Source organism: Duganella fentianensis (assembly GCF_009857835.1).
Taxonomy (GTDB): Bacteria; Pseudomonadota; Gammaproteobacteria; order Burkholderiales; family Burkholderiaceae_D; genus Rugamonas; species Rugamonas fentianensis.
In genome coordinates this window covers 110231-132161 of record NZ_WWCL01000004.1, presented here as the reverse complement: position 1 = coordinate 132161, position 21931 = coordinate 110231, and the positions used below count along the sequence as shown (strand labels likewise).

Annotated in this window: 19 protein-coding genes and 1 riboswitch; of the genes, 5 read left to right on the top strand and 14 right to left on the bottom strand. The window is 62.2% G+C overall.

Going from position 1 to position 21931, the window contains the following annotated elements; all coding sequences use genetic code 11:
* Nucleotides 1-218 precede the first annotated feature (218 nt).
* The 4 genes from GTP23_RS17670 (at nucleotide 219) to GTP23_RS17655 (ending at nucleotide 3597) form a co-directional block, all read left to right on the top strand.
* Nucleotides 219-626 carry a hypothetical protein gene (locus GTP23_RS17670; protein WP_161036344.1) on the top strand — a complete coding sequence of 136 codons (408 nt, stop codon included), beginning with the start codon at nucleotides 219-221 and terminating at the stop codon, nucleotides 624-626.
* Between the two features lie 92 nt (nucleotides 627-718).
* On the top strand, nucleotides 719-1678 hold the full coding sequence (locus GTP23_RS17665; RefSeq protein ID WP_161036343.1) for a homoserine kinase: 960 nt from the start codon (nucleotides 719-721) through the stop codon (nucleotides 1676-1678).
* On the top strand, nucleotides 1675-2442 hold the full coding sequence (locus tag GTP23_RS17660) for a BPSS1780 family membrane protein (protein ID WP_161036342.1): 768 nt from the start codon (nucleotides 1675-1677) through the stop codon (nucleotides 2440-2442). The genes GTP23_RS17665 and GTP23_RS17660 overlap by 4 nt, the downstream gene beginning before the upstream one ends.
* Before the next feature lie 39 nt (nucleotides 2443-2481).
* Nucleotides 2482-3597 (top strand): acyltransferase family protein, encoded by a 1116-nt coding sequence (locus GTP23_RS17655; RefSeq protein ID WP_161036341.1) that lies wholly within the window; start codon nucleotides 2482-2484, stop codon nucleotides 3595-3597.
* Between the two features lie 12 nt (nucleotides 3598-3609).
* Here the strand turns inward: GTP23_RS17655 and GTP23_RS17650 are convergent, their stop codons facing one another.
* The 13 genes from GTP23_RS17650 to GTP23_RS17595 form a co-directional block, all read right to left on the bottom strand.
* Nucleotides 3610-5904: a UvrD-helicase domain-containing protein gene (locus GTP23_RS17650; protein WP_161036340.1), complete on the bottom strand. Its 2295-nt coding sequence runs from the start codon at nucleotides 5902-5904 to the stop codon at nucleotides 3610-3612.
* Between the two features lie 26 nt (nucleotides 5905-5930).
* Nucleotides 5931-7253 carry a hypothetical protein gene (locus tag GTP23_RS22825; protein WP_229256156.1) on the bottom strand — a complete coding sequence of 441 codons (1323 nt, stop codon included), beginning with the start codon at nucleotides 7251-7253 and terminating at the stop codon, nucleotides 5931-5933.
* Between the two features lie 81 nt (nucleotides 7254-7334).
* Nucleotides 7335-8261 carry a M56 family metallopeptidase gene (locus tag GTP23_RS22820; protein ID WP_229256155.1) on the bottom strand — a complete coding sequence of 309 codons (927 nt, stop codon included), beginning with the start codon at nucleotides 8259-8261 and terminating at the stop codon, nucleotides 7335-7337.
* Nucleotides 8262-8417: 156 nt separating this feature from the next.
* Nucleotides 8418-9524, bottom strand: coding sequence for an S-(hydroxymethyl)glutathione dehydrogenase/class III alcohol dehydrogenase (locus GTP23_RS17640; protein WP_155434269.1), 1107 nt, complete (start codon nucleotides 9522-9524; stop codon nucleotides 8418-8420).
* 62 nt (nucleotides 9525-9586) lie between these two features.
* Entirely contained in the window at nucleotides 9587-10108 is a 522-nt protein-coding gene (locus GTP23_RS17635) for a DNA-binding transcriptional response regulator (protein WP_161036339.1), read from the bottom strand.
* 286 nt (nucleotides 10109-10394) lie between these two features.
* A complete protein-coding gene (locus GTP23_RS17630) occupies nucleotides 10395-11024 on the bottom strand; it encodes an ANTAR domain-containing response regulator (RefSeq protein ID WP_161036338.1) in 630 nt (209 codons plus the stop codon).
* Nucleotides 11025-11143: 119 nt separating this feature from the next.
* Nucleotides 11144-11851: a thiamine phosphate synthase gene (thiE, locus tag GTP23_RS17625; protein WP_161036337.1), complete on the bottom strand. Its 708-nt coding sequence runs from the start codon at nucleotides 11849-11851 to the stop codon at nucleotides 11144-11146.
* Between the two features lie 137 nt (nucleotides 11852-11988).
* On the bottom strand, nucleotides 11989-12906 hold the full coding sequence (gene thiD / locus GTP23_RS17620; protein WP_161036336.1) for a bifunctional hydroxymethylpyrimidine kinase/phosphomethylpyrimidine kinase: 918 nt from the start codon (nucleotides 12904-12906) through the stop codon (nucleotides 11989-11991).
* Entirely contained in the window at nucleotides 12903-13727 is an 825-nt protein-coding gene (locus tag GTP23_RS17615; protein WP_161036335.1) for a thiazole synthase, read from the bottom strand. Before GTP23_RS17615 ends, thiD begins: the two co-directional genes overlap by 4 nt.
* Before the next feature lie 29 nt (nucleotides 13728-13756).
* Nucleotides 13757-13960, bottom strand: a complete 204-nt coding sequence (gene thiS, locus GTP23_RS17610) for a sulfur carrier protein ThiS (protein ID WP_161036334.1) — start codon at nucleotides 13958-13960, stop codon at nucleotides 13757-13759.
* 7 nt (nucleotides 13961-13967) lie between these two features.
* Nucleotides 13968-15884 carry a phosphomethylpyrimidine synthase ThiC gene (gene thiC / locus GTP23_RS17605; protein WP_161036333.1) on the bottom strand — a complete coding sequence of 639 codons (1917 nt, stop codon included), beginning with the start codon at nucleotides 15882-15884 and terminating at the stop codon, nucleotides 13968-13970.
* 104 nt (nucleotides 15885-15988) lie between these two features.
* Nucleotides 15989-16092: riboswitch (TPP riboswitch) on the bottom strand.
* A gap of 104 nt (nucleotides 16093-16196) precedes the next feature.
* Entirely contained in the window at nucleotides 16197-16904 is a 708-nt protein-coding gene (locus tag GTP23_RS17600; RefSeq protein WP_229256154.1) for a hypothetical protein, read from the bottom strand.
* Nucleotides 16905-17092: 188 nt separating this feature from the next.
* The gene (locus GTP23_RS17595; RefSeq protein WP_202412251.1) at nucleotides 17093-17920 is read right to left on the bottom strand and encodes a crotonase/enoyl-CoA hydratase family protein; all 828 of its coding nucleotides are present in this window, start codon (nucleotides 17918-17920) and stop codon (nucleotides 17093-17095) included.
* Nucleotides 17921-18059: 139 nt separating this feature from the next.
* Between GTP23_RS17595 and GTP23_RS17590 the strand changes: the two genes are divergently transcribed.
* Nucleotides 18060-20852, top strand: coding sequence for a valine--tRNA ligase (locus GTP23_RS17590; protein WP_161036332.1), 2793 nt, complete (start codon nucleotides 18060-18062; stop codon nucleotides 20850-20852).
* 73 nt (nucleotides 20853-20925) lie between these two features.
* On the opposite strand, the gene GTP23_RS17585 is transcribed toward GTP23_RS17590, so the two are convergent.
* Complete coding sequence (locus GTP23_RS17585) at nucleotides 20926-21894, bottom strand: threo-3-hydroxy-L-aspartate ammonia-lyase (protein ID WP_161036331.1); 969 nt, start codon at nucleotides 21892-21894, stop codon at nucleotides 20926-20928.
* Nucleotides 21895-21931 lie beyond the last annotated feature (37 nt).

Sequence of the window (21931 nt, the reverse complement as noted above, 5' to 3'; positions counted from 1 at the left end):
CATTATCGCAGGTTTTACGGGCCGACTGACCCATATGACAACTTTTCAAAAAAACAAGTAGAGACTGTCCTCAGGGGAAAATCCCGCGCCAAGCCGCGCTTTTAAGCCAGTCTTGCGTGTCAGTTTGTTACAATGGATCATACAGAAAATTTTGACGGATTTTTATCCCCCGGTTTTTACCCACTCGATACCCTAGTACCCGATTAAGGCGATCCACCATGCTGCGCACTTCCACCCTCTGGCCTGCCCTGCTTCTGACCCTGAGCGCCCACTCGGCGTTCGCCCAGTCCACTCCTAGCCAGGCGCCACCAAAACTGGAAAAGCTCGAGGAAGTGACGGAAGACCCGATCACCGTGACCTCCAAGCAGGGTCCGGAAACCAAGATCACGGAGCGCCGCGACAACACGGGTAAAGTCGTGGAAGCCACCGTCAAGAGCGGCCCCAGCACTTACACGGTGCGGCCAAATCACCCTGCCGGCACAGCTTTGCCCGGCGACGCGATGGGCGGCGCCAACCGCGGCCCGCAGTGGACGGTGATGGAATTTGATCTCGGCAAGAAGAAGAAAAAAACGGCAGAGGATGAAGGCGCAGCCGAAACGACCACGCCACCACCTGCCGCGAAGTAGTTTGCCAGACTAGCCACGCGCACGTCCGCAACTGCGGGCGCCTGCGGTTGCCGCCGTCCGGCGGCACCGCTCACCGAACCTGATTTATACCCATGGCAGTGTTTACCTCGGTCACGCTGGGCGATCTGACCCAGTGGATCAAACAATTCCCTCTCGGACAGGCAGTTGCCTTGAAAGGCATCGCGTCCGGCATCGAAAACAGTAATTTCTTCCTGACCACCGAAAGCGGCGAATACGTCCTCACCATTTTCGAAAACCTTTCCTTCGAGCAGTTACCGTTCTATCTCGAGCTGATGCACCATCTGGCCGAGCGGGGCGTGCTGGTACCGGCCCCCGTGGCCACCCATGATGGCGAGCTGATCGTGCCACTGCATGGCAAGCCGGCCGCCATCGTCTCCAAGCTGGAAGGCAGCTCGCAGATGGCTCCGCAACCGGCGCACTGTGCGGCCGTGGGCACCATGCTGGCACGCATGCATCTGGCAGCGCAGGACTACCCGCTGGAGCAGCCCAATCTGCGCGGCCTCGACTGGTGGAACCTGACCACGCCGAAAGTACTGCCTTATCTGTCGGCCGAGAATGCCCATCTGCTGCGCGCGGAAATGCATTTCCAGGAAGCTTTTGCCGGCTGCGACACTTACCGCCAGCTGCAGCGCGGCCCCGTCCACGCCGACCTGTTCCGCAACAATGTAATGTTTGTGGGCGAGCGCCTGACCGGCTTCTTCGATTTCTATTTCGCCGGCTGCGATACCTGGCTGTTCGATGTGGCCGTCACCATCAACGACTGGTGTATCGATCTGGCGACAGGCGTGCTCGATACGGCGCGCGTGCGTGCCATGCTGGACGCCTACCATGCGGTGCGGCCATTCACGGACGCCGAGCAGACCGCGTGGCAACCCATGCTGCGCGCCGCCGCACTGCGCTTCTGGCTGTCGCGCCTGTACGACTACTACCAGCCACGCGAAGCCGAGATGCTGACGCCGCACGATCCGACCCACTTCGAGCGCATCCTGCGCGAACGCATCGCCACGCCGGCACCGGAGTTGCGCGGATGAACCGGCTGCCCATGCGTGCCGGCTTCGGCTGGGTGAAACAGGGCTGGCAGCTGTTCCGCAAGCAGCCGGGCGGCCTGATGGCGCTATTCTTCTGCTGCATGTTCCTGTCCATGTTCACGCTGTTCGTGCCCCTGCTCGGCTCGATTGCACCAACCTTGCTGGCGCCCATGTTCACGGTGGCCCTGCTGCAGGCCTGCACCGATGTCGATCAGGGCCAGCGTTCCCAGCCGCGTGTGCTGTTCAATGGCTTCCGCCAGCCGGCCCGCCATCCGCTGCTGGGCATGGGGCTGGTCTACCTGCTGCTGATGATGGTGGCGCTAGCCATCCTGTCGCTGCTCGACGATGGCAATCTGATCCGCATGGCCGCCGGCGAGGTGCCTATGGACGAGGCCATGCTGGAACAGTCGCGCGGCCCGCTGTTTCTCGGTTCGCTGATCTACATGCTGGGCTGGCTGCTGACCTGTCTGACGGCGCCGCTGATCTACTGGCAGAAAATGACGCTGGGCAAAGCGCTGTTCTTCAGCGTGATGACCGTGGCGCGCGACTTCCGCGCCTTCTTCGGTGCAGCGCTGCTGCTGTTCATGCTGTTCCAGGTGGGTACGGCGCTGCCGGTCCTGCTGCTGAGCTCACCGCAACTGAAGCTGACCACCGTGTTCGCGATTTTTCTGGTGCTGGTAGTGCTGCTGCACTGCACGCTGTATGCCTGCTACCGCCATTATTTCGGCACGCCGGCCGCCACCACGCCGTCCGTACCGCTGCGCTGAACCGCGCCTAGCCCACATCGCCTGCCCGAGACCCCGCCCATGCAAGCAACCCGCACGCTGGCCAGCGCCATCGCTTCCAACGATAACAGCTTCAATCTGGTGCGCCTGATTGCGGCGCTGCTGGTGGTACTGTTCCATGCGGGCGAACACAATACCGTAGCGCCGGGGCCGGACCCGCTCAGTGCCTTGATGCTGCCGGTGGCCGATAGCGGCGCGCTGGCGGTGGATGTGTTCTTCGTCCTGAGTGGCCTGTTCATTACGCAAAGCTGGATGCGCGATCCCGATCTGCTGCGCTTCACCGTGCGGCGCGTGGCGCGGCTGGTACCGGGCCTGCTGGTCTGTCTGGCGCTGACCACCTGCGTTGCCGTGATCTCGTTCTCGCCCAGGGGCATGGCAGGGCTGGCCGATCCTGCACCGTGGCGCTACATTTTCAACGGCGCCATGCTGCACTGGCTGGTCTACATCATTCCGCCGGCTGAACTGGCCATACCGGATGTGCTGGGTGGCGCCGCGCTCAATGGTTCGCTGTGGACGGTGTACTGGGAAGGCCGCATGTATGTGATGGTGGCGCTGATCGGTGCGGCCGCCATCCTGCCCATGCGGCGCTGGATGATGGTGATGTCGCTGCTGCTGGCACTGGCCGCGTTCCAGTTCCCCACCGTACTGGCAGGCTATATCTGGGAAGCGCGTTTATGGAGTCTGTTCCTGTGCGGGATGCTGCTGCAGACGCTGGCCGAACAGGTGCGCATCGGTGTGCGTCCTTTCCTCGTCGCCTGCGCGCTGCTGGCGCTGAATTCGACCCGCTGGCTGGACCTTGAACATCAGGCGCTGACCGTGTTCGGGGTAAATCTGGTGGCGGTGACGCTGGCACTGTGGGTGGGCAGTTCGCGCCTGCTCGGTTCGCGCTGGCTGCCCTGGCGCCATCTGCAGCGCCACGACTATTCCTACGCCATCTACATCTATCACTGGCCCGTGATGCTGATGCTGAAAGCCGTGCTGCCGCCCGTCGGCATCTGGGCCATGCTGGCGGCTACGCTGGCCATCGTGCTGCCGCTGTCGGTCTTCAGCTGGCACTGCGTGGAAGCGCCAGCGCTGGCCTATGTACGCGCCAAACTGGCAGGCCGCCGCGCTGCCAGTGCCAGCAGCGCCGCCTGAAGCAGCGAGCGGCTAGATCCGTTCCAGCTTGGCGATGCTCAGGTCGAGCACCTTCATGCCGACGTTGCCGAAGTTGATCTGGGCGCGCGCACTGGGGCCGCTGCCTTCGATATTCACGATCACGCCTTCACCGAACTTGGCGTGCTGGACCGATTCGCCTATGCGCCAGCCACTACCGGCGGATTTGTGCGCGATCTTCTGCGCGATGGCGTTATCGGAACCGAGCACCGGCGCCGCGTCCCACGCCGACTTGGGCGACGCAAACCAGTGCGACTGCACTTTGGCCGACAGCCACTTCAGCGATTCTTCCGGCAGTTCGTCGAAGAAGCGCGACTTCATGTTGTAGCGCGTCTGGCCGTGCAGCATGCGGGTCTGGGCGAAGCACATGTACAGGCGCTGACGGGCACGCGTAATCGCCACATACATCAGGCGGCGTTCTTCTTCCACGCCGTCGTGTTCGCGCGAGCTGCTCTCGTGCGGGAACAGCCCTTCTTCCAGCCCCGTGATGAAGACGTTGTTGAACTCCAGCCCTTTGGCCGAGTGCACCGTCATCATCTGCACGGCATCCTGCCCCACGGTGGCCTGATTGTCGCCCGCTTCCAGCGAAGCATGCGACAGGAAGGCCGACAGCGGCGACATCACGGCCGGCAGCGGCGCGTCGGCGTCGAGGATTTCAATGCCATCCTGATTGATCACGGCGGCACCGGCCTGCGCCTGCGCGGCCGGTCCCAGATGGGCCGGTGCGCCCTGTCCGTAGCCCTCTTCGGAAACGAACTGGGTAGCAGCGCTGACCATCTGCTCCAGATTTTCGATGCGGTCGGCGCCTTCTTTTTCCGTCTGGTAGTGGGTCAGCAGGCCGCTGTGTTCAAGCACCACGCGCACCAGTTCCGGCAAGGCCATCTGCTGGGTTTCGAAGCGTGCGCCTTCGATCAGGCGCACGAATCCGGCCAGCGAAGAGCCGGCTTTGCCCGCCACGTGGGGTACGGCCGCATACAGCGAGATGCCGTACTGGTCGGCCGCGGCCTGCAGCGCTTCGATGCTGCGCAGGCCGATGCCGCGGGTGGGGAAGTTCACCACGCGCAGGAAGGCCGAATCGTTATGCGGGTTGTCCATCAGCTGCAGATAGGCGATGGCGTGCTTGACCTCGGCGCGCTGGAAGTAGCGCAGGCCGCCGTAGACGTGATACGGGATACCGGCCGAGAACAGCGCATGTTCGATCACGCGCGACTGCGCATTCGAGCGGTATAGCACGGCGATTTCGCGCCGCTCGGCACCGTCAGCGATCAGGTTCTTGGTCTCTTCCACGATCCACTGGGCTTCGGCCAGATCGGAGCTGGCTTCGTACACGCGCACCGGCTCGCCCTGCCCCGCATCGGTACGCAGATTCTTGCCCAGCCGTTTGCTGTTGTTCGAGATGAGCTGGTTGGCCGCATCGAGGATGTGACCGTGCGAGCGGTAGTTCTGCTCCAGCTTGATCAGGTTCTTCACCTGGAACTCGCGCTCGAAAGCGCTCATATTGCCCACATTGGCGCCACGGAAGGCGTAGATGCTCTGGTCGTCATCGCCCACGGCAAACAGCGCGCTGCCGTACTGGCCCGGCACACCGGCCAGCAGCTTGAGCCACTTGTACTGCAGGTCATTGGTATCCTGGAACTCGTCGACCAGGATGTGACGGAAGCGCTGCTGGTAGTGCTCGCGCAGGGGCTGGTTACGGCTCAGTAGCTCGTAGCTGCGCAGCAGCAGTTCGGCAAAATCCACCACGCCTTCGCGCTGGCACTGTTCGTCGTACAGCTGGTACAGCTCGACCTTCTTGCGCTCGTCCGCGTTATAGGCTTCGATCTTGTCGGCGCGCAGACCCTGATCCTTGGCGCCGTTAATGAAGTACATGACTTCTTTCGGCGGGAATTTTTCGTCGTCCACGTTATGCGCCTTGATCAGGCGCTTGATGGCTGACAGCTGATCCTGCGTATCGAGTATCTGGAAGGTCTGCGGCAGCGCGGCGTCGCGGTGATGGGTGCGCAGCAAGCGGTTACACAAGCCGTGGAAAGTGCCTATCCACATGCCGCGCGTATTGATCGGCAACATGGCAGACAGCCGCGTGAGCATTTCCTTGGCGGCCTTGTTGGTAAAGGTCACGGCCAGTATGCCGGACGGCGATACCTGTCCGGTCTGGATCAGCCAGGCGATGCGGGTGGTCAGCACACGGGTTTTACCGGAGCCGGCCCCCGCCAGAATCAGGGCACTTTGCGGTGGCAGCGTGACCGCTGCCAGCTGCTCTTCATTGAGGTTGTGTAAAAGATTTTGCATGCCGTGATTATACCGGCACTGGCACCTCAGGCTGGATCGGGCGTGGCGATCTGCTGCGCTTTACCGTTCTTTTTAGCCTCGCGGATCAGCTCGCGCACAGTGCGCTCGGCAGCTCGGCTGGCGCGGGCCTGTTCGCGGCCCAGTTCGCCCATCTGCTGGCCCAGCGCTGCCATCGGTTTGCTGGCTTCGGCCATGCGCGCGTGCAGGCTCTGCATGGACTGCTGCAAGGCCTGTTCCTGCGCCTGCACGTGCTGGCGTGCCTGCTGCTGGGCCAGTTGCTCGATCTGCTGGCGCAGCGGCTCCATGGCACGTTGCAGTTCCGCCTGACGCTGGTGGAACTGCTGCAACTGCTCCGCCGTGGGCTGATCGCCCAGCTTGCGCGCTGCCTGTTCGATACGGCGGCCTATGGCTTCCTGCTGACGGGCCAGCGCATCGATCTTGCGCTGATGATCGGCCGATGGGCCAGCAAACTGGCGCTCCATATCGCGCCCTATGGCGTCCATCTGCCTGCCGATATTGTCCATCACCAGCCCATGCTGCTCCATCTTCTTGCCCTGCTCTTCCATACGGGCACCCAGGCTTTCCACTGGCGCCCATGCGGCTTGCGCCTGCGCCAGCGTGGCGGCGTCCTGTATCACATAGGCCTGCTTGCCATCGCGGAACCAGATGAAATCGCCTTTCACGCGGGCACGGACAGCGTCGCTTTCGGCGCGGTCACGGCTGCTGACGCGGCCCGTCATCGTGCGCTTCTGCTCGTGGAACATCACATAGGCTGCACCTTTGCTATCGCCTGCTTCTGCCTGAGCTGCCTGTGCTGCCTGTGCTGCTGGCGCGGCTGGCAGAGCCGGCAATGCCGGCATGGCCGCAACTGCGGGCAAGGCGGGAGCTGCGGGCAAAGCTGAAACGGCTGGTACGCTGGCTGGCGGCGCAGGGACTGCAGGCGGAGCGGCACGTGCAGCCCGTGCGGGTGGCGCCGGTGGTGCAGGTGGTGCGGGCAATTCGGCTAGTGCTGGCAATGGCGGCAGCGCGCGCGCTGCGGGCGACGCTTCCCTGACGGCTGCTGCGGCTTTGGCGGGGGCTGCGGCCTTGGCTATTGCTGCGTCCTTGGCTGCTGCTGCGTCCTTGGCGGGTGCCGCTTCTTTGGCGGGCGCTGCATCTTGCGGCGCTACGGCATCGGGCGCGCTGAGCGGCGCGGCGGCCAGCGCGGCAGGCGTGCTGGCAGCGCCAGTTTCGGCGGTGGCCTGGGCATACAGCATGACACCGGCAGCAAACAGGCCGAGCAGGGGCAAGGCCAGTTTGCGGCTGGCAGGTTCAGAATGGGGGCGCACCAGGCGCTGGATACGAGACATGAGATTTCCTCCGTGAGCCGCGTGGGCTAGTTGGGTACTGTCGAACTGGAACTGGTCCAGTTGCGCCAGAGCTTGTGCCAGCTATTGCGGCTGGCCGAGCATGTCCACGGCAAGGTCGTCGGCGATTTGTTCTCGCTCTATACGTATCCTGCGTGACAAGGCCCAAACACTAGGGTGATAGAACAGCAGTATCTCGATCGCGCTTTGCAGCAGATTCACCAGATAATCGTGACGGCGGATGTGCGCCAGTTCGTGTGCCAGCAGCGCTTCCAGCAGGTCGGGCGGCATGCCGCTGATCAGGCTGGCCGGCACCAGAATGATGGGCCGCCAGCAACCTGCCGTGATGGGGCTGTCGATGCCTTCGGCTACACCGAGGCGGACATCGCGCCGCATGTCGCAGCGGCTGGCCAGCATGGCCATGCGGCGCTGCCAGTAATGGTTGATGGTGTAGGCGCTGCGGCGCGTGTGCGCTGCCACCCACTGCAGGCCCAGCATCAGGCGCAGCGACATCAGCACGCCGCCCGCCAGCCACAGGCCGACTATCCATGGCAGCTGCTGGCGCAGCACGCGTTCGCTATCGTCCTGCACCGCGCTGACCAGACGCTGCAGCGTGTCCCATACCGCTGGACTGGGATCAGCGCTGCTGCGCGTATTAGCGTTCTTGTTAGTGCTCGTGCCGGTGCTCGTGTTGGCTGCAGCGTCGCCTGCCTGGCCGCTAATACTGGCGTAGAAGTTGGAAGCCAGGCTGCCCAGTAGCTGTGCGCTGGCACTGCTGCTCTGGTCGCGCTTGAGGCCGCCGTTCTGCAGGCTGCTGATCACACTGGTCAGCGGCAATATCAGGCATAGCAGCATAGCGCCGCAGGCGACGGCGTAGCGGATCTGCGGGCGGGCACGGCGCAGCAGCTGCATGGCCAGCGCCACGCTGCAGCCTATCAGCACGCCCTGCCAGATAAAGTTGAGCAGCGCCCAGCCGAGCGCCGTAACCAGAGCCTCCAGCAGATTATGCATGGCGGCCTGCCTGCGGCTTGAAGTTGTGTTGGCGTAGTAAAGACATGCTGCGCTCCCGATATGTAGATGTAGAATAAATTATCTAGATTGCGATGTCTAGAACTTTTTATCTACATCGTACACAGGGCGCGCCAGCAGGCACGCTCGCGCAGCGGCTTAGTAGAGTACGACGGAGCGTATCGATTCGCCGCTCTTCATCAGGTCGAAGCCTTCGTTGATGCGCTCGAGTGGCAGGCGGTGGGTGATCAGGTCGTCGATGTTGAGCTTGCCTTCCATATACCAGTCGACGATCTTCGGCACATCGGTACGGCCGCGGGCGCCGCCAAACGCGGAGCCTTTCCACACGCGTCCCGTCACCAGCTGGAACGGACGGGTGGAGATTTCCTGACCGGCAGCGGCCACGCCGATGATGATGGACTGGCCCCAGCCCTTGTGGCAGCACTCGAGCGACTGGCGCATGGTGGTGGTATTGCCTATGCACTCGAAGCTGTAGTCGGCACCGCCGTCGGTCAGCTGGATGATGGCATCAACCACGTTCTCCACTTGGTTCGGATTGATGAAATGGGTCATGCCGAACTTGCGCGCCATGTCCTGACGGGCCGGATTGATATCCACCCCGATGATCTTGTCGGCACCGACCATGCGCGCCGCCTGGATCACGTTCAGGCCTATGCCGCCCAGACCGAACACCACCACATTCGCACCCGCTTCTACCTTGGCCGTGAACAGCACGGCGCCCACGCCCGTGGTCACGCCGCAGCCGATGTAGCAGACCTTGTCGAATGGGGCATCGCTGCGGATTTTGGCTAGCGCGATTTCCGGCACCACGATGTAGTTGGAGAAAGTCGAGGTGCCCATGTAGTGGTAGATCGGCTTGCCATCGAGCGAGAAGCGGCTGGTGGCATCCGGCATCAGGCCGCGCCCCTGGGTGGAGCGGATGGACTGGCACAGATTGGTCTTCTGCGACAGGCAGAATTTGCACTGGCGGCATTCCGGCGTGTACAGAGGAATGACGTGGTCATCTTTTTTCAGCGACTTCACGCCGGGGCCGACATCGACCACCACACCGGCCCCTTCGTGGCCCAGAATGGCGGGGAAGATACCTTCCGGATCGGCGCCGGACAGGGTGTAGTAATCCGTGTGGCAGATGCCGGTGGCTTTGATTTCGACCAGAACTTCGCCCTCGCGCGGGCCGCCCAGTTCAACTTCCTCTATCGTTAGCGGCTTGCCCGCCTGCCATGCTACGGCTGCTTTGGTTTTCATGGAATGTCCTCTGGCTGGTGATTGCTGTACGCACGGCGACTAGGCGCCGCACAGGTACGACATCATACCAGCGCAGAGTTTTCCGTGCCGGCCGTGGCTGCGCTGCGCAGCACGGCACCGCTGCCCAGCAGTTCGCTGATGGCATGCCATAACTGGCGCGGCGTGCTCCATGGTTTGGCCAGATAGGACAGGCCGCGTGCGCCGGCGATGGTGTGCGGCGCGCGGGCCGAGTACAGCAGCAGCGGCGCGGCGCCGTGATGCTGGCGCACCAGCGCCAGCAGATCGGGCGGCGGCACATCTGCCACCGCTTCGGCCACCGCTTCGGCCTCGGCGTCCGCGTCCGGGTCCGGCACGGCGGGATCGAGCACCACCAGCGCAAAACTATCCTGTTGCAGCAGGCTCAGTGCGGCGGCACGGGTGCCCGCCACGCACACCTGATTTTCCGGCACCAGCAAGGCGGTCAGCACCAGCACGGCATCGGCATCGGCATCGATCAGCAGCACGCGCGGCACTTCGGCAGCGATACCGAGTTCCGGCTGTTCCAGTAACGACCATTCAATTTCGGCCGCCTGTTGATCGGTCATGAATCGACTCATCTCTGTGTCTCCGCAAAGAATACGGGTGGCACTGCATAGCACTGCGCAAACGCGGCCATGCATAAGTCGGCGGAGTTGGGCCGGACGCTGGACGTGTCACCGCAGGGCAGAGGCGGTGACGGCACGTTCGGGGAGACTAGCTGGGAATGGCTAAACTAGCCCGTCGCACAATGTTGCTTGCAGGTATTTCGTTCTGCTAACCAACAGTCTACAACAGAGGACGGGACAAATTAGTTGTAAATTAAGTAAACGTCGAAAAAAATGCTGCCGACGTTTACTTTTTCAGACGCTGATTGAAAGCAGCGTGCAAAGCATTCAAGGTTTCTTCCGCGCTCAGCAACTGATCGGCCACTTCATTGACTTTGCGGCGATTCGAACGCGCATGGTCGCGCAGCACTTCGAAAGCCGTGTTGCGGTCAGTCTGGAATTTGCACATCAGCAGGCCCACGGCCAGACTGGTTTCGCGGCCGGAGGCCAGTGCGGCATTCAGATTGAGTTCGGTACGGCGCAGCTGGCGGATTTCGTCGGCACGGGCCAGACCCGCCGCAAACGCCGGCATCAAATGCTTTTCGTCCACGGGTTTGACGAGGAAACCCACGGCGCCGTAGGCGGCAGCCTGCTTGCCGGCATCGGCATCGCCGCGGCCGGACAGGAACATGAAGGGTACGGAAGAACTGGCGTGCAGCTGCTTGGCCAGTTCCAGCCCGGTCATGCCGGGCATGTGGATATCCAGTAGCGCGAGATCGGGCTCGCGCTGGCTGATCAACTGTAACGCCTGCTCCGCCGATAGTGCTTTCAGGACGTCGTAACCGGCATGGCCGAGGACTTCACCTAGAAAATCAAGCAATAACTGGTCGTCATCGACGATCAGGATCAGACGTTTGGCGCTGGAGGAACCATTCATGTGCAACAACCTTGGGCTAAAACTAACGACCTATTATAAGGCCGAAAACTTCACCTACTGTAAGGCTTTCGTGTGCCTTCAGGCCACACCCAAGGTTTTTATGCCGCTTTCTTAAGCGTTTAAACAACAGCCGCAGACCTGAACAGCTGCAGGAATCCGTCCACGGCACCGTGCACGGCAGCCGCGCCAGCAGCCAGCTCAGCCGCAGCAGGCGCGGCATCGTCGGCCGCTGCGGCACCACTGGCCGCTGCCAGATACACGCTGCTGATAGCGGCCACCATGTGGGCGCCGCGTGCGACCAGCGGCGCGGCCAGTGCCGGCGTCATGCCGCCTATCACCACTTGCGGCAGACGGATCTGCTGCTGCGCTTGATCCAGTATGGCCGGCGCCGTGGTGACGGCATACTGTTTGACACGCGAGGGATAGAAGCCGCCGAAGGCGACATAGCTGGCACCGGCGGCCTGCGCGGCCAGTGCCAGCGCCATGTCGCCATAGCAGGAAGCACCGATGATGGCAGTGGCCCCCAGCTCGGCGCGCACGGCGGCCAGCGCGGCATCGCTGGCGCCCAGATGCACGCCATCCGCATCCACCTGCTGGGCCAGTTCGACAAAATCGTTGACGATGAAGGGCACGCCGTACAGGCGGCACAGGCGGCGCAAGGCGGTGGCCTGTTCCAGCCGCAGCGCGGGGCTGGCGTGCTTGTGGCGGTATTGCAGCAGGGCGATGCCGGGCTGGCAGCCCTGCGCTGCCTGCAGCGCCTGCTCGGTGACGGTGAGCAGACGTTCAGTATGATCCCAGTTAGGGGTGACCAGATACAGTCCTTGCATGGTGGGCACTCGACTTTCAGTGTAAAAGTTTCGATGTAAAAATTGCGCGCTGAACAGCCTTATCGGCCATCTCTTCGGGCGACCTCTTCGGGCTATCGGTTCGGGCGATGGGTACAGGCGACTTTTTGGCTAGCTTCCTAGTAGTAAGTGCTGCGTGCAGGAATGCGCTGGCCGCTGCCGATGGCATAGGAAAACTCCAGCGCACTGTGGCAATACGCTTGCGCAGCATCGAGCGCCAGCGCCAGCGGCACCGCCATGGCCAGCTGGCCGGCTATGGCGGCGGCCAGAGTACAGCCGCTGCCATGGAAAGCGCCGGCCAGCCGCTGCCAGTGCCACTCGCGCCGGGCCGCCGGAATGGCTTCCGGGCCGTACCACCGATTGCGCACGGTCTCGCCCATACCGTGCCCGCCCGTCAGCAGCACGTGCTGGCAGCCCTGTTCACGCAGCCGCTGCAGCTGTGCCGCTGGCGCAGCCAGACCAGTGAGCGCCTGCGCTTCCGGTTCGTTGGGTGTGAGCACGGTGGCCAGTGGCAGCAAGGGCGCCAGCGCCTGCACGGCATCATCGCGCGACAGCAGATCGCCATGGCCGCTGGCCAGCACGGGGTCCAGCACGACCGGCAGCTGTGGCTGATCGCGCCGCAGCTGGACAATCAGTTCGGCAATGGCGCGCGCGTTCTCGGCGCTGCCGGTGATGCCGATCTTGACAGCACGGATCGCAAACTTGTCGATCAGCGCCAGCGCCTGCTGCCGCATCAGGCCTGCAGCCACAGGATGCACGCCCCACACGCGGTCGTTGTCCTGCACCGTCAGTGCCGTCACCACCGTCAGCGCATGGGCGCCCTGCCCCGCTATGGCTTGCAGGTCGGCACTCAGGCCGGCGCCGCCGGACGGATCGAGTCCGGCAAACACCAGCACGCAGGCACGTTCGGGCACGCTCTCCGTGCTGTGCGGGGCGGCGACTGCTGCCGCCTGCTGCGGCTGCGGCTGCGACTGGGACTGCTGCTGCGACTGCGACTGCGGCTGGAGCTGGGGCCTCGGCTGCGGCTGCGCTGTCATGCCAGCCGGCCCGCCATGGGCGACGATGGCGACGCGGCAAACTTGCGCGCGATGCGGCCCGCCAGATATGCCTCGCGGCCAGCCTGTACGCCCAGCTTCATCGCACGCGCCATGCGCACCGGATCCTGCGCACCGGCGATGGCGGTATTCATCAGCACACCGTCGCAGCCCAGTTCCATGGCGATGGCAGCGTCGGAAGCCGTGCCGACACCGGCATCGACCAGCACCGGCACCTTGGCCTGTTCGATGATCAGCGACAGATTCCACGGATTGAGGATGCCCATGCCGGAACCGATCAGCGATGCCAGCGGCATCACGGCAACGCAGCCTATATCTTCCAGCATGCGCGCCTGTATCGGATCGTCGCTGCAATACACCATCACATCAAAGCCGTCTTTCACCAGCGCTTCGGCGGCGATCAGGGTTTCCGGCATATTCGGGAACAGGGTCTTTTCGTCGCCCAGCACTTCCAGCTTGACCAGCTTGTGGCCATTCAGCAGCTCGCGCGCCATCTGCAGCGTGTAGATGGCGTCCTTGGCGTTGTAGCAACCGGCCGTATTCGGCAGGATGGTGTACTGCGATGGTGGCAGCACGTCGAGCAAACTCGGTGCTTTCGGGTCCTGTCCGATGTTGACGCGGCGGATGGCCACGGTGATGATTTCCGCTTCCGCTGCATCAGTCGCTTCGCGCGTCTGCTGCAGGTCGCGGTATTTGCCGCTGCCGACCAGCAGGCGCGATTGATAGGTCTTGCCGGCGATGGTCAGCAGGTCCTGTGCGGCCGTTGCGGCGGCCGCGCCTTCGTTACGGTTAATGCTGTTCATGTGAATTCCTTGATCCGTTAAATGGGTATTTAGCCGCCACCGATGGCGCGCACAATCTCGACCTTGTCCTGCGCCTGCAGCTGGCGCTGCGGCCACTGCTGGCGCGGCACCACACTGCGGTTGACGGCCAGCGCCAGCGCCTGTCCCGTCAGCGCCAGCGCTTCGATCAGTTCGGCCAGCGAGTGCTGCGCCGGCACGCAATATGGTTCGCCATTCAGTTCGATATCGATCATGCCGGCCTCACAGCTTGTGATACAGCTGGGCGCCATCACGCATAAACTCGACGGCCTTCACCTGCATGCCCTGCTGCAGCGCGGCGCCATCCGTCACGCCATTCGCGGCAGCGAAGTCGCGCACTTCCTGCGTGATCTTCATCGAGCAGAAATGCGGACCGCACATGGAGCAGAAGTGCGCCACCTTGGCCGAATCCTTGGGCAGGGTCTCGTCGTGGAATTCGCGCGCCTTGTCGGGATCTAGGCCCAGATTGAACTGGTCGTCCCAGCGGAATTCGAAGCGCGCTTTGGACAGCGCATTGTCGCGGATCTGGGCACCCGGGTGGCCCTTGGCCAGATCGGCGGCGTGGGCAGCGATCTTGTAGGTGATGATGCCGTCCTTGACGTCGTTCTTGTCGGGCAGGCCCAGATGCTCTTTCGGCGTGACGTAGCACAGCATGGCCGTACCGTACCAGCCGATCTGCGCGGCGCCTATGCCGGACGTGATGTGGTCATAGCCCGGGGCGATATCGGTGGTCAATGGGCCCAGCGTGTAGAACGGCGCTTCGTGGCACTGCTCCAGCTGCAGATCCATATTCTCCTTGATCAGCTGCATCGGCACGTGGCCCGGCCCTTCTATCATCACCTGCACATCGTGCTTCCAGGCGATCTGGGTCAGTTCGCCCAGCGTTTTCAGTTCGCCCAGCTGGGCTTCGTCATTGGCGTCGTAGATGGAGCCCGGACGCAGGCCATCACCGAGCGAGAAGGCCACGTCGTAGGCTTTCATGATTTCGCAGATCTCTTCGAAATGCTCGTACAGGAAGGATTCCTTGTGGTGGGCCAGACACCATTTGGCCATGATGGAGCCACCGCGCGAGACGATGCCCGTCAGGCGCTTGGCCGTCATCGGCACATAGCGCAGCAGCACGCCGGCGTGGATGGTGAAGTAGTCGACGCCCTGCTCGGCCTGTTCGATCAGGGTGTCGCGGAAGATTTCCCAGGTCAGGTCTTCGGCCTTGCCGTTGACCTTTTCCAGCGCCTGATAGATAGGCACGGTGCCGATAGGTACGGGGCTGTTACGGATGATCCACTCCCGGGTTTCGTGGATGTGCTTGCCGGTGGACAGGTCCATCACGTTGTCGCCGCCCCAGCGTATGGCCCACGTCATTTTCTCCACTTCTTCGCCTATCGAGGAAGTCACGGCAGAGTTGCCGATGTTGGCGTTGATCTTGACGAGGAAGTTACGGCCGATAATCATCGGCTCCACTTCGGGGTGGTTGATATTGGCGGGGATGATGGCACGGCCACGGGCGATTTCTTCACGCACGAATTCCGGCGTGATCTCGGCCGGGATGCTGGCACCGAAGGACTGCCCACGATGCTGGCGCCCCATCAGATCGGCCAGCCGCTGGCCATTAGGGCCGGATTGCTGGAGCTGTTGCAGATACTCCTTACGGCGCAGGTTTTCGCGGATGGCCACGAACTCCATTTCCGGCGTAATGATGCCCTGACGGGCGTAGTGCATCTGGCTGACGTTCTTGCCGGCGCGGGCGCGGCGCGGCTGGCGGTGCAGGTTGAAACGCAGTTCGGCCAGTGCAGGATCAGCCAGCCGCGCCTTGCCGTAATCGGAAGTGGGGCCATCCAGTTCTTCCGTATCGTCGCGCTCGAGTATCCACGGCAGGCGCGGCGTGGCGGCCAGACCGGAACGGATATCGATCACGGCATCGGGGTCGGTGTAGGGGCCGGAAGTGTCGTAGACATACACGGGCGGATTGGCTTCGAAGCCGAAAGAGGCAGGCGTATCGGCCTGCGTAATTTCGCGCATGGGCACGCGAATGTCAGGACGGCTGCCCTGTACATAGACTTTGCGCGAATTGGGTAAAGGCTGGATGGCTGCACTATCCACCGTGGCGGTGGCAGACAGGAATTTGGCGTTGGCGTTCATTTGGCTCCTCGGTTGGCTACAGGAGCCAGCAAAGGAGGTGGGACGGCTATCGTGCCAGATTACGGGAGTGGCCGGAGCTATCCGGATCGTAAAAGGCGGTGTGACGGCGCTGTCCTTAGCTTCCCTTCGCTGGCATTATCCAGATCAGGTTCGGAGGGTATTTCTCACCCGCGCATCACAGTGATGCACAGGACCCCTAGCGTTTGCCACCTTGCGGCAGCGTGCCGATTATACGCCGCGTCTTAGCACGGCGACAATAGCTGATTCGATTGCCGCAGTGAATGCCGCGCGTCGCGCCTAGACACAGGGACTCTAGCTAAACGCAACATCTTCCAGACGGAAACGGAACTTGCGTCGTTCAGGTAAATCCCAGCCTTCGCCTTTGCTGCAGTCGCGTGGCGGGGCAAGGACTGGCTGGGGAAATAGCGAGGCAATTGCGGATTTGGTCTGCTCGCTAGTCTGCAGTGCCGCAACCACGGCATGCAGAATTTCTGCCAGCAGATTAGTGGGGGCCGACGGTAGCGCAGTGCGCGCCGGTACGTCCTCGGGCGCTGCGGATGCTGTGACGGTAGCAGTGGCACGTTCTAGCTCTTGTGCGACCTGCGCGCGCAATCGGCTGGCCAGAATATAGAACTTGTCCTGCGGGCGGCGTAGGTAGAGATCGTTCCACGCATTGCGCGTGCTGCGGCCTGCCCAGTGTGCAAACTGGTTGGGCGAAACCACCCTGCCGCAGAAAATAATCTGTCTACCGATGACGCGGGCGTGCTGTTCGTCGCCATAGCTATAGGTGCATAGCAAAGTACCTTCCGGCAGAAACACGGTTTTCCATTGATAACCGCGCACGCAGGCAGGATCACCGCCCATCTGCAATTTGACTTGCTCGCCCAGCCACATCTCTATGGCCGCGGACAGTGCTTGCTGTAAATCCGGCGCGCCACCGCGCCGCGCCAGTTGCTCGATCAGGCGCTCCAACTGCTGGCGCTCGACCGGGACACTGACCGAGGCTTCCATCCCGTCCATTATCTATTCCCTCCTATTTTTTCTTCTATTTCCTCCTGCTTTCCTATTTTTAGACCCGCGTTTGCCCGCAGAGTTCAAAAATAGGAAAAATAGGAGGAAGCAGGAAGAAAAATAGAGCGTTTCAGATAACGCAAGCGCGGAGAGGGCAGCACCCCGCGCCAGCCGGTACATGGCGCTGCCTTGCGGAATTAATCCTTGAAGCTAGGCGTGGTCTTGCTCATGCCGGCCATCATGGCGGCCTGCAGGTCAGCTGACATCAGCATGGCGGCATTCCACGTGGCGACGTAGTTGAGGCCGTCCGCTACGCTGTGGTCGCGCGCATAGGTAATCATCTCCTTCACGCCACGCACCGCCAGCGGTGCCTTGGTAGCGATCTCGGCAGCAATCGCGCGCACACCTTCGCGCAGCGCTTCCGGCGTTTCGAACACGCGGTTCACCAGCCGGATATCCTTGGCTTCGGCCGCATCGACCTTGCGCGCCGTGTAGGCCAGCTCGCGCGCCATGCCATCGCCGATCAGCTTGGGCAGGCGTTGCAGCGTACCCACATCAGCCGTCATGCCGATATCGATTTCCTTGATGCTAAACCATGCATCGGCCGAGCAGTAGCGCATATCGGCGCAGCAGATCAGATCGATGCCGCCGCCCACGCAAGCGCCATGCACGGCAGCCAGCACCGGCTTGCGGCAGCGCTCCAGACTGGTCAGGCAGTCCTGCAGATCGAGAATGATACGGCGCAGCGATTCGCGCATACGGCCATCGCAATCGTTCTGGATCTGGCTGCCCAGCCCCATCATCATCTGCAGATCGATGCCGGCCGTGAAGCCGCGCCCCTCGCCTTCCAGCACGATGGCGCGGGCAGCCGGCAGGCCGTCGAGGAACTGGAAGGCACTGCGCAAATCATTCCACATGGAAAGATTCATCGCATTCAGCTTGTCCGGCCGGTTCAGGCGCACGATGGCGACAGCGTCTTCCAGAGTGACGGACAGGGTTTCAAAAGCAGGGATTTGATCAGACATGCAAGACTCCAAAGTACAGTTATGTTTCTATCTTGTCGGTAAAAAACCGGCTACGTCAATCAAAAAGCCTGCCGCGCCTGCCGTTTGGCCTGCACAGTCATCTATAATGGCTGTTTTCGCCAATTTAATTTGTCAAATCATGGAATTAGCCAAGTCTTTCGAGCCTGCCGACATTGAACAGTTCTGGCGCAGCGAGTGGGAACAACGCGGTTACTACCGCGCCTCGCTGGACGCCGGTAAACCTTCTTTCAGCATCCAGCTGCCGCCGCCGAATGTGACCGGCACCCTGCACATGGGCCATGCTTTCAACCAGACCATCATGGACGGTCTGACCCGCTACCACCGTATGCTGGGCCACAACACGGCCTGGATCCCGGGCACCGACCACGCCGGCATCGCCACCCAGATCGTGGTGGAACGCCAGCTGGACGCGCAGAAAGTGTCGCGCCATGATCTGGGCCGCGACGCCTTCATCAAGAAAGTCTGGGAGTGGAAAGAGAAATCCGGTTCCACCATCACGGGCCAGATGCGCCGTCTGGGCGCCTCGCCGGACTGGGAACGCGAATATTTCACCATGGATGACGCCCGTTCCAAAGTGGTGACGGAAGTGTTTGTGCGCCTGCACGAACAGGGCCTGATCTACCGCGGCAAGCGTCTGGTCAACTGGGACCCCGTACTGGGCACCGCCGTGTCCGATCTGGAAGTGGTATCGGAAGAAGAAGATGGCTCGATGTGGTACATCAAGTACCCGCTGGCCGATGGCAGCGGCACGCTGACGGTCGCGACCACCCGTCCGGAAACCATGCTGGGCGACGTGGCCGTGGCAGTCGATCCGACCGACGAGCGCTACCAGCCGCTGGTCGGCAAGATGCTCAAGCTGCCCCTGTGCGACCGTGAAATTCCTATCATCGCCGACAGCTATGTGGACAAGGAATTCGGCACCGGCTGCGTGAAGATCACGCCAGCCCACGACTTCAACGACTACGCCGTAGGCCAGCGCCACAATCTGGGCATGCCGTCCATCCTGACACTGGAAGCCAAGATCACCGACGACGCGCCAGCGGCGTATCGCGGTCTGGACCGCTTCGAAGCGCGTAAGAAAATCGTCGCCGATCTGGAAGCACAAGGCCTGCTGGAACAGGTCAAGCCGCACAAGCTGATGGTGCCGCGTGGCGACCGTACCGGCGTGGTGATCGAACCTATGCTGACCGACCAGTGGTTTGTCGCCATGAGCAAGCCGGCACCGGAAGGCACTTACAATCCGGGCAAATCGATCGCCGAAGTGGCGCTGGAAAAAGTCTCGTCGGGCGAAATCAAATTCGTGCCGGAAAACTGGACCACCACCTACAACCAGTGGCTTAACAACATCCAGGACTGGTGCATCTCGCGTCAGCTGTGGTGGGGCCACCAGATTCCGGCATGGTATGACGATGCCGGCAATGTGTTCGTCGCCAAGACGGAAGAAGAAGCACAGGCACAGGCTGCCGCCAAAGGCAGCAGCGGTCCGCTGCACCGTGACAACGACGTGCTCGACACCTGGTTCTCGTCCGCGCTGGTACCGTTCTCCACGCTGGGCTGGCCGAATGAAACGCCGGACCTGAAGGCCTTCCTGCCTTCGTCGGTACTGGTGACGGGCTTCGACATCATCTTCTTCTGGGTGGCGCGCATGGTCATGATGACGGCGCACTTCACCGGTAAAGTACCGTTCAACACGGTGTACGTGCACGGTCTGGTACGCGATTCGCAAGGCCAGAAAATGTCCAAGTCCAAGGGCAACACGCTGGACCCTATCGACCTGATCGACGGTATCGGCGTGGAAGCGCTGGTGGAAAAACGTACCACCGGCCTGATGAACCCGAAAGCAGCCGAGAAGATCGCCAAGGCCACGCGCAAGGAATTCCCTGAAGGTATCGCTGCCTACGGCACGGATGCCGTGCGCTTCACCATGGCGTCCTACGCTTCGCTGGGCCGCAACATCAACTTCGATCTGGGCCGCGCCGAAGGCTACCGCAACTTCTGCAACAAGATGTGGAACGCCACCCGCTTCGTGCTGATGAATACGGAAGGCAAGGATTGCAGCGCCAACGAAGCCGACCTGTCGATGGCTGACAAGTGGATCATCTCGCTGCTGCAGAAAGCCGAACTCGATGTGGCCAAAGGCTTCGAAGACTACCGCTTCGACAACATCGCTTCCACCATCTACAAATTCGTCTGGGACGAGTACTGCGACTGGTATCTGGAAGTGGCCAAAGTGCAGGTACAGAGCGGCACGGAAGGCCAGCAGCGCGCTACCCGCCACACACTGCTGCGCGTGCTGGAAGTGGTGTTGCGTCTGGCTCACCCTATCATCCCGTTCGTCACGGAAGCACTGTGGCAGGCCGTTGCGCCGCTGGCCGGCAAAACGGGCGACACCATCATGCTGCAGCCTTACCCGATCGCCAACACGGCCAAGATCGACGAAGCGGCCGAAGCGTGGATGCAGCAGCTCAAGGCGCTGACCGACGCTACCCGTAACCTGCGTGGCGAAATGCAGCTGGCCCCATCGCTGCGCGTACCGCTGATCGTGGAACCGGGCAATGCCGACGACAAAGCGGCGATGAGCGTGTTCGCGCCGTACATCCAGTCGCTGGGCAAGCTGGCCGAAGTGCAGATCGTGGACGTGCTGCCGGAATCGCCGGCAGCCGTGTCCATCGTCGGCACGACCAAGCTGATGCTGAAAGTGGAAATCGACGTGAAAGCCGAGCGTGAGCGCCTGAGCAAGGAGATCACCCGTCTGGAAGGCGAGATCAACAAGGCCAACGGCAAGCTGTCCAACGAAAGCTTCGTGGCGCGTGCGCCAGCCGAAGTGGTGGCGCAGGAAAAGGAACGTGTGGCCAACTTCAGCGCCACGCTGGCCAAGATCCGCGAACAGTTCGCCAAGCTGCCAGCCTAAGCAGCTCAGCCTAGGCGGCTAGCGCGACGGGGGCGGGAAGGGTAAGCAATGCTTGCCCTTCCCGCCCTCTTTTTTATTCGGCCAGCAGGGCCGCGTAGCGGGCGATATCGACATTGCCGCCGCTGAGGATGATGCCTACGCGCTGGCCTTGCAATTGCTCCTTCATCGCACGGGCTGCGGCAAAACCGAGGCAGCCGGTAGGCTCCACCACGATCTTCATGCGCTCGGCAAAGAAGCGCATGGCGGCGCGCAGTTCCGCATCGCTGACGGTCAGAATATCGTCCACATCGCGCCGGATGATGGGGAAAGTCAGATTGCCCAGATGCTGGGTCTGGGCACCATCGGCTATCGTCTGCGGCGTATCGATATGCACGATGCTGCCACTGCGGAAAGACTGCTGGCCATCATTGCCCGCTTCCGGCTCCACCCCGTACAGACGGGTGTGCGGCGACAGCGCGCGCGTCGATAAAGCCGAACCGCTGAGCAAGCCGCCACCACCGAGGCAGACGAACAGGCTGTCGAGCGGGCCCACTTCTTCCAACAGTTCCTTGGCCGCCGTACCCTGCCCCGCAATCACGTCGGCATGGTCATAGGGCGGAATCAGCATCATGCCTTTCTGCTGAGCCAGATTGCGGCCGATTTCTTCGCGGTCTTCCTTGTAACGGTCATACAACACCACTTCCGCCCCGTAGCCGCGGGTGGCAGCGACCTTGGCAGCCGGCGCATCGAGCGGCATGACGATGGTGGCCGGGATGCCCATCAGACGGGCCGACAGGGCGATTGCCTGCGCGTGATTGCCGGAAGAAAAAGCCACCACCCCGGCGCGGCGCTGGGCCTCATCGAAACGGGCCAGCGCATTGTAGGCGCCACGGAATTTGAAAGCGCCCATGCGCTGCAGGTTTTCGCATTTGAAAAATACTTCGGCGCCCAGTTCGGCATTGGCCGTACGCGAAGTCAGCACGGGCGTGCGGTGGGCATAACCATCGATGCGGGCGGCAGCGGCCTGCACATCGGCGTAAGTCGGCAGTGGGAGCGAGCTCATGTTGTTCCTGTAGAAAGTGTTCCGTCATTCAGTGTTT

Coding starts and splice junctions, on each gene's coding strand:
- GTP23_RS17630 (WP_161036338.1), bottom strand. CDS start 11,024: ATGAATGGTTCCTCCAGCGCCAAACGTCTGATCCTGATCGTCGATGAC.
- GTP23_RS17600 (WP_229256154.1), bottom strand. CDS start 16,904: ATGGACGGGATGGAAGCCTCGGTCAGTGTCCCGGTCGAGCGCCAGCAG.
- GTP23_RS17640 (WP_155434269.1), bottom strand. CDS start 9,524: ATGAAAACCAAAGCAGCCGTAGCATGGCAGGCGGGCAAGCCGCTAACG.
- GTP23_RS17585 (WP_161036331.1), bottom strand. CDS start 21,894: ATGAGCTCGCTCCCACTGCCGACTTACGCCGATGTGCAGGCCGCTGCC.
- GTP23_RS17665 (WP_161036343.1), top strand. CDS start 719: ATGGCAGTGTTTACCTCGGTCACGCTGGGCGATCTGACCCAGTGGATC.
- GTP23_RS17660 (WP_161036342.1), top strand. CDS start 1,675: ATGAACCGGCTGCCCATGCGTGCCGGCTTCGGCTGGGTGAAACAGGGC.
- thiS (WP_161036334.1), bottom strand. CDS start 13,960: ATGATCGATATCGAACTGAATGGCGAACCATATTGCGTGCCGGCGCAG.
- thiD (WP_161036336.1), bottom strand. CDS start 12,906: ATGACAGCGCAGCCGCAGCCGAGGCCCCAGCTCCAGCCGCAGTCGCAG.
- thiE (WP_161036337.1), bottom strand. CDS start 11,851: ATGCAAGGACTGTATCTGGTCACCCCTAACTGGGATCATACTGAACGT.
- GTP23_RS17615 (WP_161036335.1), bottom strand. CDS start 13,727: ATGAACAGCATTAACCGTAACGAAGGCGCGGCCGCCGCAACGGCCGCA.
- GTP23_RS17670 (WP_161036344.1), top strand. CDS start 219: ATGCTGCGCACTTCCACCCTCTGGCCTGCCCTGCTTCTGACCCTGAGC.
- GTP23_RS17595 (WP_202412251.1), bottom strand. CDS start 17,920: ATGTCTGATCAAATCCCTGCTTTTGAAACCCTGTCCGTCACTCTGGAA.
- GTP23_RS17635 (WP_161036339.1), bottom strand. CDS start 10,108: ATGACCGATCAACAGGCGGCCGAAATTGAATGGTCGTTACTGGAACAG.
- GTP23_RS22820 (WP_229256155.1), bottom strand. CDS start 8,261: ATGCATAATCTGCTGGAGGCTCTGGTTACGGCGCTCGGCTGGGCGCTG.
- GTP23_RS22825 (WP_229256156.1), bottom strand. CDS start 7,253: ATGTCTCGTATCCAGCGCCTGGTGCGCCCCCATTCTGAACCTGCCAGC.
- GTP23_RS17590 (WP_161036332.1), top strand. CDS start 18,060: ATGGAATTAGCCAAGTCTTTCGAGCCTGCCGACATTGAACAGTTCTGG.
- thiC (WP_161036333.1), bottom strand. CDS start 15,884: ATGAACGCCAACGCCAAATTCCTGTCTGCCACCGCCACGGTGGATAGT.
- GTP23_RS17655 (WP_161036341.1), top strand. CDS start 2,482: ATGCAAGCAACCCGCACGCTGGCCAGCGCCATCGCTTCCAACGATAAC.
- GTP23_RS17650 (WP_161036340.1), bottom strand. CDS start 5,904: ATGCAAAATCTTTTACACAACCTCAATGAAGAGCAGCTGGCAGCGGTC.